The 15227-nt window shown below is 60.5% G+C and carries 11 protein-coding genes; 6 read left to right on the top strand and 5 right to left on the bottom strand.

Annotated features, from left to right (window positions below; all coding sequences use genetic code 11):
- The first annotated feature begins 1 nt into the window (after position 1).
- From HNP55_RS22135 to drt3b, 5 genes are all read left to right on the top strand, one after another.
- Positions 2-355: an STAS domain-containing protein gene (locus HNP55_RS22135; RefSeq protein WP_184304286.1), complete on the top strand. Its 354-nt coding sequence runs from the start codon at positions 2-4 to the stop codon at positions 353-355.
- On the top strand, positions 352-2151 hold the full coding sequence (locus HNP55_RS22130) for a uracil-xanthine permease family protein (RefSeq protein ID WP_184304284.1): 1800 nt from the start codon (positions 352-354) through the stop codon (positions 2149-2151). The genes HNP55_RS22135 and HNP55_RS22130 overlap by 4 nt, the downstream gene beginning before the upstream one ends.
- Before the next feature lie 111 nt (positions 2152-2262).
- On the top strand, positions 2263-3438 hold the full coding sequence (locus HNP55_RS22125) for a serine hydrolase domain-containing protein (RefSeq protein ID WP_184304282.1): 1176 nt from the start codon (positions 2263-2265) through the stop codon (positions 3436-3438).
- 229 nt (positions 3439-3667) lie between these two features.
- Complete coding sequence (gene drt3a, locus HNP55_RS22120) at positions 3668-4891, top strand: antiviral reverse transcriptase Drt3a (protein WP_184304280.1); 1224 nt, start codon at positions 3668-3670, stop codon at positions 4889-4891.
- On the top strand, positions 4884-6890 hold the full coding sequence (gene drt3b / locus HNP55_RS22115; RefSeq protein ID WP_184304279.1) for an antiviral reverse transcriptase Drt3b: 2007 nt from the start codon (positions 4884-4886) through the stop codon (positions 6888-6890). Before drt3a ends, drt3b begins: the two co-directional genes overlap by 8 nt.
- Before the next feature lie 651 nt (positions 6891-7541).
- Here drt3b and HNP55_RS22110 read toward each other — a convergent pair.
- Positions 7542-7901, bottom strand: a complete 360-nt coding sequence (locus HNP55_RS22110; protein ID WP_184304278.1) for a hypothetical protein — start codon at positions 7899-7901, stop codon at positions 7542-7544.
- Between the two features lie 495 nt (positions 7902-8396).
- Between HNP55_RS22110 and HNP55_RS22105 the strand changes: the two genes are divergently transcribed.
- On the top strand, positions 8397-10595 hold the full coding sequence (locus tag HNP55_RS22105; protein WP_184304277.1) for a TonB-dependent receptor: 2199 nt from the start codon (positions 8397-8399) through the stop codon (positions 10593-10595).
- A 30-nt stretch (positions 10596-10625) separates the two neighbouring features.
- On the opposite strand, the gene HNP55_RS22100 is transcribed toward HNP55_RS22105, so the two are convergent.
- The 4 genes from HNP55_RS22100 to HNP55_RS22085 all read right to left on the bottom strand — a co-directional run bounded on the left by HNP55_RS22100 (position 10626) and on the right by HNP55_RS22085 (position 15213).
- Positions 10626-11312, bottom strand: a complete 687-nt coding sequence (locus HNP55_RS22100; protein WP_184304276.1) for an NUDIX hydrolase — start codon at positions 11310-11312, stop codon at positions 10626-10628.
- Between the two features lie 58 nt (positions 11313-11370).
- Positions 11371-12957 (bottom strand): nicotinate phosphoribosyltransferase, encoded by a 1587-nt coding sequence (locus HNP55_RS22095; protein ID WP_184304275.1) that lies wholly within the window; start codon positions 12955-12957, stop codon positions 11371-11373.
- A gap of 41 nt (positions 12958-12998) precedes the next feature.
- Positions 12999-13862: a ribose-phosphate diphosphokinase gene (gene prs / locus HNP55_RS22090; protein WP_184304274.1), complete on the bottom strand. Its 864-nt coding sequence runs from the start codon at positions 13860-13862 to the stop codon at positions 12999-13001.
- A 169-nt stretch (positions 13863-14031) separates the two neighbouring features.
- Positions 14032-15213, bottom strand: coding sequence for an acetyl-CoA C-acyltransferase (locus HNP55_RS22085; RefSeq protein WP_184304273.1), 1182 nt, complete (start codon positions 15211-15213; stop codon positions 14032-14034).
- Positions 15214-15227 lie beyond the last annotated feature (14 nt).

Raw genomic sequence — 15227 nt, 5'->3', positions numbered from 1 at the left:
TATGAGCTTCGAACACCAACGCCAGGACGAGCAAGGCAGCCAGCTGGTGAGCCTGCGCGGCCGCATCGACAGCGCCAGCGCCGCCACCTTCGAGCAGGCCGTGCTGGAGCTGTTCAGCGCCCCCGGCCGCCGCGCCGTGCTGGACTTCGCCGGCGTGGACTACATCTCCAGCGCCGGCCTGCGCGTGGTGCTGATGGTGGCCAAGCGCGCCAAGCAGGGCCAGGGCCAGCTGCTGCTCTGCGGCCTGGCCCCGCATGTGCGCGAGGTCTTCGAGATCAGCGGCTTTCTGAAGATCATCGACACGGTCGACGAACGCGCCACCGCCCTGCGCCAGCTGGCCGCCTGCCCGCTATGAGTTTGCAGCAGCTGCTGTCGCAAGGGCTGCAGCGCTGGCTGCCGCCCTCCAAGCCCGGCCGCCGGCCCTTCGAGCTGATCTACGCCGCCGACGAGTGCCCGCCACCCGCCGCCCTGGGCCTGCTCTCGCTGCAGCATGCGGCCACGGTGCTGGCCCTGATCACCCATGTGCTGGCGGCCGCCAAGATCGCCGGCCTGAGCCTGCCGCAAACCCATTCCATCGTGGCCGTCACCCTGCTGGGCATGGCCATGGGCACGGCCTTGCAGGCCTGGGGCGGGCGCTGGGGCAGCGGCACGCTGCTGGTGTTCCAGCCCGACCCGATGATGATCACCGTGGCCGGCGCCGCCATCGCCTCGCAAGGCGTGGGCGCCCTGGTACAGGTGACGGTGGTCACAGCCCTGGTCACCGTCGGCCTGGGGCCTGTGATGCGCTTTCTGCGCCCGCTCTTTCCGCCGCCCGTGGTGGGCACGGTGATCTGCATGGGCGGCCTGGCCCTGGTGGAGCCGGCGGTGCGCAACGCCCTGGGCGTGAACGCGCAGATGCAGTTGGACGGCGTCAGCGCGCTGATCTCGGGCACGGCCCTGGCCAGCATCGTGGCGCTATCGGTCTGGGGCGGGCGGCGCTTCAAGCTGCTGGGCTTGATGATGGGCATTCTGGCTGGCTTGCTGATCGCAGCAGTAAGCGGCCGCCTGGTCGGCATGGAATGGGTCAGCAGCGCGCCCCTGCTGGCCCTGCCCCAGCCCATCACGCCCAGCTTCACGCTGGGGCCCGAGATCCTGCTGGCCATCGTGCTGATCGCGGCGCTGAACCAGCTGGACAATATCGGCTGCCTGATCGTGATGGACAAAACCAACAACGCCGACTGGCGCCGCGCCGATATGCAGATGGTGGGCCGCGGCATCCGCGCCAACGGTGTCAGCGACCTGCTCAGCGGCCTGTTCGGCAGCTTCCCGACGGCACCCAGCTCGGCCAATATCGCCCTGGTGCATGCCACCGGCTCCAGCTCGCGGGTCATCGGCCTGGTGGCCGCCGGCCTGCTGCTGCTGACCGCGCTGAGCCCCAAGCTGACCCTGGCCCTAACCCTGATCCCGCACGCCGTGCTGGGCGCGGTGGAGCTGTATGCCGCGGCCTATCTGATCGTCTCGGGCATCGAGCTGATCGCCACCCGCGCGCTGGACAGCCGCGGCATCTTCATGGTCGGCCTCTCGCTCTGCGCCGGCCTGGCCACGATGCTGATGCCCGGGCTTTCGCAAACCCTGCCGGAGAGCCTGCGCTTTCTGGCCGGTGACGGCTTTGTGGTGGCGGGCTTGACGGTGCTGCTGCTGAACTTGCTGTTCCGCCTGGGCACGCGGCGCAGCGCCCACAGCGCGCTGGACCCCGCCCTGGACCCGCTGACGCACCAGATCACCGCCTTCGTCGAACGCCAGGGCGGCGCCTGGGGCGCCCGCATGGACATCGTGCGCCGCGCCGCTCTCGCCGCGCTGGAGGCCAGCGAAGCCATCCAGGCCGCCGGCGGCGGCCGGGTGCTGGCCCTGAACGGCAGCTTCGACGAATTCAACTTCGACCTGGAGCTGCTGCACGAAGGCCCACCCCTGCCGCTAGGCCTAACGGCCATGCCGTACAGCACCGTCGATCTGCACGCCCTGCTGGACGGCGATAACGACGAAGACGGCAGCCGGCTCGACTCCGCCATGCAAGGTGTCTCCGGCGTGCTGATGCGCAACTTGGCGGACAAGCTCAGCAGCACGGCCATCAGCGACGATATGGCGCTGCTGCGGCTGCACTTCGACCACTGAAGCGGCGGGCGAGATGCGCCCAAAACAAGCGTTAAATGCGGGGCCCGGCCCAAGACTGCCGTCTTGTCTGATAAAAGCTCGCTCACCTCAACCAGGGACGGAGCAAGAACGATGCACAAGATTTCCACCGCCATCTGCCTGATCACGGCGCTGAGCAGCATGGGCGGCTGCGCCTACGCCCACACCCCCGTGGCCGCCGAGGCCGCCGAGGCCGAGGCCGATAACAAGGCGGCCGCCGTCGAGCGCCTAGTCCGGAACGAGATGAGCGCGCGCGGCATCCCCGGCGCCCAGCTGACGGTGGTGCAGGGCCGCAAGATTGTGTTCACCGGCGCCTACGGCCAGACCAATCTCGAGACCGGGGCGCCGGTGACGAAGCAAACCATCTTCGGCATCAACTCCATCAGCAAGGCCGTGACCGGCGTGGCGGTGATGCAGTTGGTGGAAGCGGGCAAGCTCGATCTCGACGCGCCCCTGGCCAGCTATCTCAAGACCCTGCCGCCGGCCTGGGCCGAAGTCAGCATCCGACAAGCGCTGACCCACACCTCCGGCCTGCCCGAAGTCATCGACGACAACGCCCGCCCGCTGGGCGGCGCCGAGCCCGAGCAGGCCTGGGCCAAGGTGCAGGAGCTGCCGCTGAACTTTGCGCCCGGCACGCGTTTTGAGTATTCGCAAACCAATTACGTCGTCGTCGGCAAGCTGATCGAAAAAATCAGCGGCCAGTCTTACGCCGAGTTCGTGCGCAGCCGGCAATTCAAGCCCGCGGGCATGCAGCTCAGCGGCTTCACCGACACCGCCGTGATCAAGCCGCCGGTGGCCACGCTCTACACCATCGTAACGCCGCAAATCAAGGGCATGAAAACGGTCGGCGTCGAACGCAGCGCGACGCCCTTGCTGCGCCACGAGCCGCTGGCAGACATGTTCTTCCCCATCGGCGGCATCCGTACCACCTCCACCGATCTGGCCGAATGGGTGATTGCGCTGCAAGACCTGAAGCTGGTGAACAAGAGCAGCCTGGAACAGCTCTTGAAACCGCAGCTGCTCAAAGACGGCACGCAGCGCGGCTTCAACGCCGTCATCAACGGCTACGGCCTGGGCTTTCCAAGCATTCAACGCCCCCTGCATCCCGCGTTCGCCCTCACCGGCGGCGCGCGTGCGGCCGTTTTCATCTACCCTAACGACGATCTCACGGTGATTTTTCTGAGCAATTTGATGGGGGCTTCGCCGCAGGCGTTTATTGACAAGATTGCGGGGGTGTATTTGCCGGGGTTGAACGCTGTGGCCAAGTAGTCGGCCTGGGTCAGCCAACTCGACTCCGCCATACGAAGCGCCTCCGGCGTGCTGATGCGCAAGCTAGCGAACAAACTCAACAGCATGGCCATTGAAAACGATGCGACGATGCTGGGGTCGCATTTTGATCATTGAGGGGTGGAGGTCAGGTCTTGCCTTTAGATTCGAGACCTGACCCCGAAGCGGTGCGAAGCGTGGACCCCGAAGCGAATACTTAGTGGGAGTGAAGATGGACCAAAGTTTCTCTACGAAGTCTTTCTGGAGACTTTTAAGAAGAGGTGACCCCGAAAAATACTCATTGGGCGTCGGCAATTCAGCCATACGACTTTCACTAAGCGACATTGAGACGCAAGTGCAGGATGAACACTTCGCCTTCTCGTCTTTCAAGACCCAAATTCGAAATGGTTGCCTCGTCCTAACCTCCAGTACTGCTGCCGATGAATTCGTTTTGCGGAAAATAGCAGACAACTTGCGGCGAGCACTTAATATCAGTTCCGCCGACAGGAATTCAATTGTTCCGCAAGTAATTCAATTAGCGAAAGAGGCAAAGGATGAAACAATTCACAAATTCGACATCAAAGGATTTTTTGAAAGCATTGATCGCTCAAGACTATTGATAGATCTAAAACTAGAGCCCACCGTTAGCCCAAAGACGATTCAATTGATCGCAAATCTATTCAATTCAGATCAAATAAAACATAGCGCAGGACTCCCTCGTGGGCTTTCAGTGAGCTCCATCTTATCCGAATATTACCTACGCAAGTTCGAAGATGGGTGCCGTAGACTTCCATACTGCTATTTCTATACTCGATATGTCGATGACGCACTATTCTTTTGCCATGGAGATGCATCAACTATCGAGAGCGACATAAATAAACTACTCCCAACTGGCCTTACTTTAAATGCCAGAAAAACCACATGCATTAAAATAGACAAAGATGGAATCACTGGGTCAAAGACATCCGCCAGCAGAGAAATATCTTACCTAGGCTACTCCATCAAGTTCCCCAGCACAAAGAAAGACAAATTCACTGTCTCCATACCAGAGAAGAAAGTTTCAAAAATTAAATCTCGCATTGCAATTTCAATAATGCAATACATTCGCGACGAAAAATATGAAGACCTAATTCTTAGAATAAGATTCCTCACAAGCAACTTTAAGGTTGGGGGCTCAAAACAAAACGGAACCCTATATTCCGGAATTTACTACAATCATCAGTACATTAACAAAGAATCGGCCACAACGATATTCAAAGAGCTAGATTGCTTTTTACAAAAGCTCGTGTACTCAAAGACCGGGAGTATTGGTACAAAATTAAGTAGCCGACTTAACAACGCGCAGCGTAGACATATATGCAGCCACTCTTTTCTCAAGGGCCACTCAGCGCCCGTTTTTCGACACTTCAAGAATAAACAACTTGGCGAAGCACGGGGAGTCTGGGCACATGCATAAAAAAATTATAAAAGTAAGGAAGTCTGACCATTTCCGCGCAATTTTGACCGACACGCTTCCATACGAAGTTCCACTACTATTTTCAAATGAAGGATTTTACCATTTCCTAAAAAAGCACGGACCAAAAGCGCTAGACACAGCATGCAAGTTTTCGCTGTTTGCCGATCAGAAGTACACCATTCCATACAATTACAAAATCAAAAAGAATCCGACGGAATTTCGGTCACTTTCTGTCATGCATCCGTGCCAACAAATAGCTGTCGCCGATTTCTATAGAAAATATTCTGGGGCAATATTAGCCCAATGCAAAAAGAGCAAATGGTCCTTGCGCGCGCCATCCTCTGTTGCATCTTATTATGTTGAAAAATCTCGAGTAAGACGCCCTCTATCTGGTAGAAGCAAAGGCATAGAAGCAAAGTCGGACGGTTTCTCATCTGTATCTCGAACCGCTTCTTCCTTCTACTCTTACGAAAAATACACGCTGCTACACAAGTTCTTTGAATCCAGCGAATTTCACGACCTTGAAAAAAGGTTTAGCCTGCTTCTTAAGCTAGACATTACCCAATGCTTTGGAAGAATTTACACCCATACCATAGGATGGGCTGTAAAGAGTAAAGACTATGCAAAAAGAAATTCTCGGGGATCCAGCACCGATAATTTTGAGTCAAATTTTGATAGGCTAATGCAATGCAGCAACTATAACGAGACCGCCGGAATTATTGTTGGACCCGAGGTCTCCAGAGTATTCGCTGAATCAATCCTTCAGCAAATTGATCTGGACATCGAAAAGTCTTTACTCGAGCACAACCCACCACTATCTTGCGGCCTCGAGTATGAAATCAGGAGGTATGTCGATGACTACTTTGTTTTCTCCAACTCCAAGGAAAATCTATCGAAAATTCAACTCTGCATTTCTGAATGCTTGCACCCTTACAGATTGAGCCTCAACGACTCCAAGACGGTTACCATGGAACGGCCGTTTTCGACTGCAGAAACCTCAGCAAGAATGGAGATCGCTTCAACCATATCCGAGACATTCGATAGGGCGATAAAGACCGAAGACGTTGTTCGACCACCATTGATCAATCCGGAAACAGTAAGGCGGGCTGCCAGGATTCGGTCTAGTAGCGACTTGGCAAACTCTACAATTCGCGACATTAAAAAACACTTAAAGACCCACAACGCGACATTCGATACATCTTCAAATTACTTTCTCGCTGCCCTAAAGAGACTAGTTTGGAGGTATACGGGAAAGATGAAGGAGTCGCTATCTGACTCCACGCAGATCGACTCAATCGCCAACTTTTTATTGGCCATCCTAGATATTCTATTCTTTCTGTATGCCAGTAGCCCAAGAGTTCGACAAACCTATCTAACCTCCGAAATCGTTCTTGCGATTATTGATTTCGCCCGTCTGGGACCAGGCACATTCTCCGAGAGAATTTTCACAAAAATCTCTCAAGAGATTAAGTTTACAACCACAAGAGGATTCAGTTCAAATGCAAACGACAATATTGAGGCCCTAAACCTTCTTACTGTACTTCAAACACTAGGAGGGAACTATGGCATCAATTCTCAACAACTATGCACTGCCTTTGGACTCGATAACATAAAAAAAGGAAAGCGAACCGTTTCCCACTTAGGCTATTTTCAGCTTGTTTCGGCGCTTTACATCTGCAACAACGAGATTGAATATCAGCCTATCAAAGACCTAATAATCGAAAGATTAAAGGATATTTTTGCAGACGAATTCGAGTGGTTTCATCGAGCAGATTTAACTATGTTACTTCTCGACATATCCTCCTGTCCTTTCTTGAATATCGATGACAAGACTGCAATTGTAAAGGCTGCACTAGTTCACAAAGGCAATGCTGACCTCAATGCGAGAGCTAAGAACTTCCTTGAAATCGCAGCTAGAGAAGTCTGGTTTTTCAACTGGTCGAAGGAAGTTCGCTTGGATGATGTACTCAAGCGGAAGCAACTCAGGACACCGTATTAATGTGCAACAATAGGTGCGACCCCTCAAACATGGCCGCCTTAGGTCAAATCCAGACTTAGGCAAAGGACTGCTACGTAAGAGTCTGCTGCCTTAGAACACTTACACGCTCACGCGTGTTTGAACCGACGCGAGAACTATCCTGCTTGCCCACGCGTCGCCAAGCGAACAGGTTGGTGCGAAGGACACACGATCGGAATGTTTGGGGGGTCACCAATCGATTGAGATATCGTTTGGCAAATACTTTTTGGTAGGGCCCTTCAAGACTCAAGTCGAGAGATTCACCTGTAACTGGGTTGGCCGAAAGAGCCTGCACTGGTGCATATGAAACTTGAGGGTAATGAAAGCTTGAGGGTAAGGTCTCGAATCTAAAGCCTCTCAACTGCGTGCATCTCGGCTAACCTGCCGCCCTGCCCTGTTGCTATCTGCCTGCGATTCCACTCGTCACCCGCCAGAGCAAAAAAACAGCGCCCCATGGCCGCTGGCTTTTCTTCTTCCCGTCCAAGTCCGAGCCTATGGCTTGAGGGTCAGGCTTGAGGGTCAGGTCTCGGCAAGGCTTGAGGGTCAGGTCTCGAATCTATAGGCAAGACCTGACCCCGCTTCCGTCGATCCACAACACGCCCGGCAGACAGAAAGGTCTGCTCAGGTCATCAATTAGCGTTTCCCGAGCAGGGCCGAGCGGCCAATCTTCTCGGGCTTCGTGAAACTCTTAGGTTTAGGGCCAGAGAACTTGGCCGCCGCGAGAGTCTCGTCCAGCGAAGGCAGGCTCCAGGTCTTCTGAAGACGCAGGCTGTTCATCCCCTCGTTCCAGGCATGGAGCATGCGCTTGCCCGTCTCGTAAAACGCGGGGTACTGCTTTGTGGCCACAAGCAGCTGCGGCGTGACCTGCACGATGGCTTCGCAGATGCGCTCGACGCGTTCTCGTGTTTGCGCCGGCATCAGGTTGCACCTCGTCTGCAGAAAGCGCTCCAGGGCCTTGCCAGGCACCCAGGTGCTGCGCCCATCGACGGGCATGCCTGGTGGATTCTTTGAGCAGCCTGGGGTCAAGTCTCGAATCTATAGGCAAGACCTGCCCCATTTCCACCGACCCACGACGCGCCTGAAAGACGGACTGGCCCGTAAGGCGCAGCGATTTCAGCCGAAAGATCTGCGGACTCGTGTTGAATGGCGCTCCCCTCCCACGCCGGCCGCCACGCGGTGACGGAGGCTTGAACCCTGGGACGAGGCCTTAGCTAGCAAACCCTTGTGCGCATAGCCACCTCGATTCGGCCCCGTCGAGTCCACCGCGGACTCATCATTGATAATGATTCTCATTACAATAGCTGGCTGTCTGCCCGAAGCCCTCGCTTCGACTGCAGCAGCAGTAGATCTTCATCGCCAGCCGCCAAGCCAGCCGCTCCGTCCTGCCAGCCCCTCGGGCTTTGTTGCGACGCCTCTCGGCGGCATTGGGTCTGAGCCTGGTGGGCCTCGACGTCGCAGGGCTGCTCACTCTCGCCATCGAAACTCACTATGCCCCAATTCGCCATCTTCAAACGCCCGCGCCGCGCCGCGCGCTCCAGCCGCCCCCTGCCTTGCGCCACGCTGGGCCTGCTCACTCTGCTGTCGGCCGGCCTGGCAGACGCACAAGACGAGCCCAAGTCATCCGCAGCCACCGAAGCCGCCGACACCCAGTCGATGGAATCGCTAGGCCGCGTGGTGGTGACAGCCACGCGCGGCACCAAGGCGGTGGAGAAGATTCCGGGCGCGGTCAGCATCATTGCGCGCGAGGAGGTGGATCGCCAAACCCTGATCAGCGAGGACCCCAGCCAGTTGCTGGCCGTGACCGTCCCGGGCTACTCGCCCTCGCGTCAAAAGCTGAGCAGCTTTGGAGAAAGCCTGCGCGGACGCAGCGCCTTGCTGCTGCTGGATGGCATCCCGCAGACCAATCCCCTGCGCGCCGGCGGCCGTGACGGCTATTTCGCCGACGCAATGATTGTGGAGCGCGTCGAGGTGATCAGCGGCGCCTCGGCCGTGCAAGGCATGGGCGCCACCGGCGGCATCATCAACACCATCACCCGCCGCCCCAAACAAGTGGGCACGCGTCACGGCGTGGAGCTGAAGTTCGGCACCCAGCTGCATGGCGACACGGCCAGCTGGAAGGCCGGCTATACGCTGGCCCACAAGAGCGAGGGCGTGGATGGCTTCGATGCCCTGGCCTATCTGGGCACACGCCAGCAAGGCGTTGGCGTTGACGGCGACGGCCGGCCCCTGGCCGCCGAGTCCCTGCACAAGGCGGCCGATGTCTTTGTCAAGCTGGGCAAGGACTTCGGCGATCAACGCGTGCAGCTGATGTTCAACCGGTACGAGGCGGACGGCTTCGATGACCGCGCCGACCTGTCTGGCGATCGCAAGAGCGGCCGGCCCACCAGCTCGCGGCCTGCCGTGCTGAAATGGGACAGCCCGCGCACCCATGTGCGCTCGGTCAGCCTGGACTGGAGCCATGCCGATCTGGCAGGCGGCCAGGCCAGCCTGCAGCTGTTCAAGCAAGACTTCAAGGCCAGCTTCACCGGCAGCATCTTCTCCATCTTCCAGGACCCGGCCATCGCCCCGGCCGGCACCTTGGTCGATCGCAGCGAGCTCGTGGCCGACAAATGGGGCCTGCGCAGCAGCTGGGTACGCCCCGACCTGGGCCTGAAGGGTCTGGAGCTGAGCCTGGGGGTGGACGTGCTGAACGACATCTCGTCCCAGCGCCTGACCATGACCGAGCGTGTCTGGATGCCGCCGCTGCAGTACCGCAGCGTCGCCCCCTTTACCCAGCTGGAGTATGAATGGGGCCCGCTGACCCTGCGTGGCGGCCTGCGCGATGAGCGCAGCCGCTTGGCGGTCAGCACCTACCGGACCCTGGCGGCCTACGGCAGCCGGGAAGTCATGGGTGGCGAGCGCCAGGCGCAGAAGCTGGTCAAGAGCCTGGGCGGGGTGTGGCGCTTCGGCAAGAGCGGATGGTCCAGCTTCGCCTCTTACAACGAGGGCTTCGGCCCCACCGATGTGGGCGTGGTGCTGCGGGCGGTCAGGACGCCCGGCCAGTCGGTCGACAAGCTGGTCGATCTCCAGGCCGTGGTGACCGACAACCGCGAGCTGGGCCTGGCCTGGCGCGGCCGTACCGCGAGCTTCTCCACCTCCGTCTATCGCTCGCATTCCGATCTGGGCACCCAGACCATCGTCAGCAATGGTCTGGGTGTGGTGCAGCGCGTGCCCATCACGGTGAACGGCTTCGAGTTCACGGGCGAGTGGCAGGCCTCGCGCGATCTGCGCCTCAACGCCATTTACTCGCAGACCCGCGGCCGTACCGCAGCGGGCCCCAACCTGCCGATGGACCTAGACCTGGGCGCACGCGCACAGGGCCCAGACAAGCTGGTGCTAGCCGGCCAGTGGCAGTTCGCCCCGGCCCTCAGCGCCCAGCTAACGGCCCAGCATTTCCGGCCGCGCCATGCCAATGTCGGCAAGCTCGCGGGCTCCGTTCGGCTCGACGAGCACTTCAGCGGCTACACCCTGCTGGACCTCTCGACACGCTGGCTCTCGCCCTGGGGCAGCCTGAGCGTCGGGGTGGAAAATCTGCTGGATCGCCAGTACCTCACCTACTACAGTGAGGCCAACTACGCGGGCACCAATGATGACTACTACGCCGGGCGCGGGCGCAATCTCAGCATGAGCTGGCGCCGTGAGTTCTGAACCTGGCGCACGACTCCGTCTCGCTGGGTCTCAGCTGATCTGCCGCCCCAGAATCGCCAGCTCCTCCCGCAAGCTGTAGCCCTGGGCGGGGCGCCCGCCGGAGTGGCGCAGCAGCTCGGCCTCCACCAGCACGGCTTCGTCCAGAACTTTGCGGCGGAAGTTGTCCTTGTTGGTCGGCACGCCGGTGACGATCTCGTAGGCCGCTTGCAGGTCGGACATGCGAAACACCTTGGGCAGCAGGTGGGCGACGATGGTGGAGTAGCTGGCCTTGGCTTTCAGACGCGCCAGCGCTGTGTCAACAAGTTGCAGATGGTCAAAAGCCAGGTCACGCGCCTTCAGGGTCAAGGTCGGGATCAGCTCGTGCATTTCGAGCTTGCCAGCGTCCACCAGAGGTTGCACCACCTCCTGCTGATGCAGCGCAAGATGTACCACGCTGGCGGACCAGCCGCGCGGGTCGCGCTTGGGACCGGAGGCGGTGCAGACCTGCTCCAGATGGCTGGGCCTGAAGCCCAGCTTGCTCCGCAAGATCCGCAGCATGGCATCGCCCGTGGAAGCATCGACCTTGCCGGCCTCGGGGTCCGCGTGGACATAGCCGCCCGGCAAGGCCAGCTGGCCGGCGCAAGGCGCGTCACTGCGCCGCATCAAACCGACCATGAGCTTGTCACCGACCAAGGTGAGGATGACGGCGTCGACGGTGAGGATGGGGGTCTTGAACATGGCTCTCGGGCTTTCCTCTGCAAGGGACGGCAGGTCTCTGGCTCGCCCAAGCTGCGGCTCAGGCATCGGCTCTCACCCGCGCACGGATGTCGGCAAAGCTCTGCTCGCGCAGCAGCTTGCCGTTCTCGAACACCAGCTCCAACAGGCCTTGAGCCTCTTGCTCGGGCGTCTGGCGATCGAGGAGCACATAGTCCCCGCCCACCTTCTCCACACGCAGCAAGCCCACGGCCGACTTCTTGACGCCGCTGTCGGTCTTGGGGTCCTTGGACAGCTCGCGCAGCTCGCCGCCGACGATGCCCGCCGTGGCCTTCATGGCCATGCCGAAACTGTCGCGCGTCAGGTACTGATAGCTATAGCTTCCAACACCCAGCACCACATTGCCCGAGGCAAAACCCTTGGCTTGCAGGCGCGACAAGATTTGCTGCGCCCTCTCCAGGGTGATGGAGTCGCCGTAGATCAAGCCCACGCGCTCATGCAGAACCTTGTAGCCCTTGGCGGTCTCGGTGCCGCCGAAGATGTCCCACAGGCATTGCACGGAGCCGCGGCGTTCGGCATCCGAAATCAAGTGGCCGTTGTGGCCCACGGTGTAGCGGCCCAGCTCGTCACGCAGGAACTCACCCGCCGCATCGCGGGCCAGTTCTGCGTCGAGATAGCCGGTCAGGATGAGCACCGGGTCGCCGGAGTCGGGGCGGAACACGACCTTGGCCTGGCCCAGGGCATTGGGCTGACGGGCCAGGATCTCGGCCTTGAGCGTCACGGCGTGGTGGGTGATCACCTGCCAGAAGTCCCAGGTGTCGGAGACGATGCTGACGATGCCGCTCGGGTACACCTCGGTGATCAGGCGGCGGAAGGTAGAAACCTCGTCGAGCTGGCCGCCCATGCTCATCACGCTGTGTTCGGTGGCGGGCACCGAGCCGCCCAGCAGCTCCTTGTCGCTGTCGGCGCCGTAAAAGTCTTCCACATAATCGATGGCCGAGACGGTATCGGTGCCGCAGAAGCTGACCAGATGGCCGGCCCCGCAACGGCTGGCGTCTTCGGGGTTGGCCATGCCGCGGGCCGAGAAGTCATGGGCCTGCCAGTCGATGAAGCTGGGGTCAGCGCCGGTTTGCTCGCAAAAGACCTCCAGCAGGCGGCGGTACTGACGCGCGATGGTGGCCACGGTCATCGGCTTCCAGACGCCGTTGGAGAGCATGGTTTCCAGATAGTTCACCAGCCAGAAGAAGGCGGGCAGGGTCTCGGTGATGGTGAAGACCGGCACCTTGAGATTGACCAGCGAGCCCTCGAGCAGGGCCTTGATGCGCACGGGCAGATAGCCCAGCTCGTGCAGCGCCTCGATGTGATGCACGGGCACGGCACCGGGGCCTAAGGCGTTATCCATGCGGCGCTGGTAGCGGCGCACGGCCTGCTCCTTGGGCAGTTGGAAGAACTGCTGGTCGAACAGCTCGATCAAAAACTCCTTGATGAAACCCTGCAGGCCGAAGAAGAGCACCCGCCCATCAAAAGCACCGGGGCCTTCGCGCAGCACCGGCGCCAGCCGGTCCGAGCGCGGCGTGAAGTTCGAGTACACCTTCTGCGTGCCCTCGGGGTACTGGAAGACATGGCCCGATTTGTAAAAGTCGATCAGGTTCAGCGGGTTGATTTTCATGGGTTCCTCCTCGGTGTTTCTTGAATGACGGGGCCAGGCTGTCAGGCGGGCTTGGCGCGGTGGATGCAGGTCTGCTCGGCCAGGGCGGGGTCGGCGCAGAAGGGGGTGAAGATGGCGTCGAAATGCGGCGTCAGCGGCGCCAGCCCCTTGGTGAAGAGCCCGTGGGTCACGTAGAGGTAGAGCGACTGGCGGCTGCGCTCGCGCAGCGCCGCGGCCAGGGCGATGAAGGTGCCACCACCGTCGCAGATGTCGTCCACCACCAGCAGAGGAAGCTCGGGCAACTCGGACTCGACGGCGGCATCGCTGAGCTTTCCGCTCAGGGGGTTGCGACGCTTGCTTGCATAGACCACCGGGGCTCCGATCGCCTTGGCAACGGTCTCGACGCGCTTGCGCGCGCCGGCGTCGGGCGCGACGACGGCGAGCGCCGGGACATGAGCCAGGGCGCCCTCGCGCAGCTGTTGAACATAATGAGCCGCTGGAATGATGCGGACGTTTTTCAGCAGAGCGGAGACAACATCGCTATGCGGGTCGCTCACCGTGACGGAGGCGAACTCGGCGCTGTTGATCAACTGGCAGAAAACCGCGGCCGACAGCGGCTCGCCTTCAACGGCGACACGGTCCTGGCGGGCATAAGGCACATAGGGCAATTGCAGATGAATTGATGCCTCCACCGGGATCGCGCGCTTGAGCGCATCGCTCAACAACAACAGCTCCATCACTCCCTCGGCCGAGTAGAGGCCGGCCGTGATCATCCAGCAGCGATCCGTGGAGCCGAGCACGCTCTCGGGCAAGCGCACATGGCGCTCGCCGCCCGGAAAGCCAAGGCACTGGATGCCCGGGTGCTCCCGGCCGGCCTCGCGGCTATCGGGGGTGAGGGATGAATGAAGAGTCAGCTTGGATTGCATGATTTACCTATTCGTTTGATGCATCGTACATCTATTAATCGAGCGAAGCAAGTAATCAAAAAAAGAAAGAGCCAGCGACCCGAAGGTCCGCTGGCTCTTTTTTTACCGGAGGGTCTCAAGCCGAATTCAGCTCGGCCCGGCGCTTCGGCTCAAGCAACCATGCGAAGCGTCACAGCAACTCCACACCCATCGCCGTCGCCTCGCCACCGCCGATGCACAACGACGCCACGCCGCGCTTCAGGCCGCGATGCTTCAAAGCGCCGATCAGCGTGACCAGGATGCGGGCACCCGAGGCGCCGATGGGGTGGCCCAGGGCGACGGCGCCGCCGTTGACGTTGACGATTTCATGCGGCAGCTTGAACTCGGCCATGGCGGCCATGGTGACGGCGGCGAAGGCTTCGTTGACTTCCCACAAGTCGACGCTCTTGGCGTCCCAGCCGTTCTTGGCCAGCAGCTTCTGGATGGCGCCGACCGGGGCGGTGGTGAACCACTCGGGCGCGTTGGCGTGCACGGCGGTGCCGACGATGCGCGCCACCGGTTGGACGCCCAGCTTGGCAGCGGTGCTCTCGCGCATCAGCACCAGGGCGGCGGCGCCGTCGGAGATGGAGCTGGAGGTGGCGGCGGTGATGGTGCCGTCTTTGACGAAGGCGGGCTTCAAGCCGGCGATCTTGTCCAGCTTGGCCTTGAAGGGCTGTTCGTCGCGGCTGAAGACGGTGTCGCCGGCGCGGCCGGCCACGGTCACGGGGGCGATTTCCCAGGCGAAGCTGCCGTCTTCATTGGCGCGCTTGGCGCGCTCGGTGGAGGCGACGGCGAAGGCGTCTTGCGCCTCGCGGGTGAAGGCGTACTTGGCCACGCATTGTTCGGCGAACACGCCCATGGCCTTGCCGCGTTGGTAGGCGTCTTCCAGGCCGTCCAGGGCCATGTGGTCGTACATGGGCGTGCCGCCGTACTTGACGCCTTTGCGGGCGAACATCAGGTGGGGGGCATTGGTCATGCTCTCCATGCCGCCGGCGATCAGCACGTCGGCGCTTTCGGCCTTCAGCGTGTCGTGGGCGAACATGGTGGCGCGCATGCCGGCGCCGCACATCTTGCTCAGCGTGACGGCACCGACCGACTGCGGCAGGCCGGCCTTGAGCACGGCCTGGCGGGCCGGGGCCTGGCCCTGGCCGGCCATCAGGCAGTTGCCGATGAAGGCTTCTTGGATGGCGTCGCCGGGGATGCCGGCGCGCTCGACGGCGGCCTTGATGGCCACGGCCGCCAGCTCCCAGGCTTGCAGGCCGGCGAAGTCGCCCAGCAGGCCGCCGATGGGCGTGCGTGCAGCGGAAACAATGACGATGGAATCGGTAGACATGGGGGCTCTCCTTG

Source organism: Roseateles oligotrophus (assembly GCF_014204525.1).
In the GTDB taxonomy this organism is placed as follows: domain Bacteria; phylum Pseudomonadota; class Gammaproteobacteria; order Burkholderiales; family Burkholderiaceae_C; genus Paucibacter_A; species Paucibacter_A oligotrophus_A.
This window is presented reverse-complemented; position numbering and strand designations above follow the sequence as displayed.

What these genes read in the sequence shown, in the direction of transcription:
- drt3b (WP_184304279.1), top strand. Translation starts at nt 4,884, where the DNA reads ATGCATAAAAAAATTATAAAAGTAAGGAAGTCTGACCATTTCCGCGCA.
- HNP55_RS22125 (WP_184304282.1), top strand. Translation starts at nt 2,263, where the DNA reads ATGCACAAGATTTCCACCGCCATCTGCCTGATCACGGCGCTGAGCAGC.
- HNP55_RS22100 (WP_184304276.1), bottom strand. Translation starts at nt 11,312, where the DNA reads ATGTTCAAGACCCCCATCCTCACCGTCGACGCCGTCATCCTCACCTTG.
- HNP55_RS22135 (WP_184304286.1), top strand. Translation starts at nt 2, where the DNA reads ATGAGCTTCGAACACCAACGCCAGGACGAGCAAGGCAGCCAGCTGGTG.
- HNP55_RS22085 (WP_184304273.1), bottom strand. Translation starts at nt 15,213, where the DNA reads ATGTCTACCGATTCCATCGTCATTGTTTCCGCTGCACGCACGCCCATC.
- HNP55_RS22110 (WP_184304278.1), bottom strand. Translation starts at nt 7,901, where the DNA reads ATGCCCGTCGATGGGCGCAGCACCTGGGTGCCTGGCAAGGCCCTGGAG.
- prs (WP_184304274.1), bottom strand. Translation starts at nt 13,862, where the DNA reads ATGCAATCCAAGCTGACTCTTCATTCATCCCTCACCCCCGATAGCCGC.
- HNP55_RS22105 (WP_184304277.1), top strand. Translation starts at nt 8,397, where the DNA reads ATGCCCCAATTCGCCATCTTCAAACGCCCGCGCCGCGCCGCGCGCTCC.
- HNP55_RS22095 (WP_184304275.1), bottom strand. Translation starts at nt 12,957, where the DNA reads ATGAAAATCAACCCGCTGAACCTGATCGACTTTTACAAATCGGGCCAT.
- HNP55_RS22130 (WP_184304284.1), top strand. Translation starts at nt 352, where the DNA reads ATGAGTTTGCAGCAGCTGCTGTCGCAAGGGCTGCAGCGCTGGCTGCCG.
- drt3a (WP_184304280.1), top strand. Translation starts at nt 3,668, where the DNA reads ATGGACCAAAGTTTCTCTACGAAGTCTTTCTGGAGACTTTTAAGAAGA.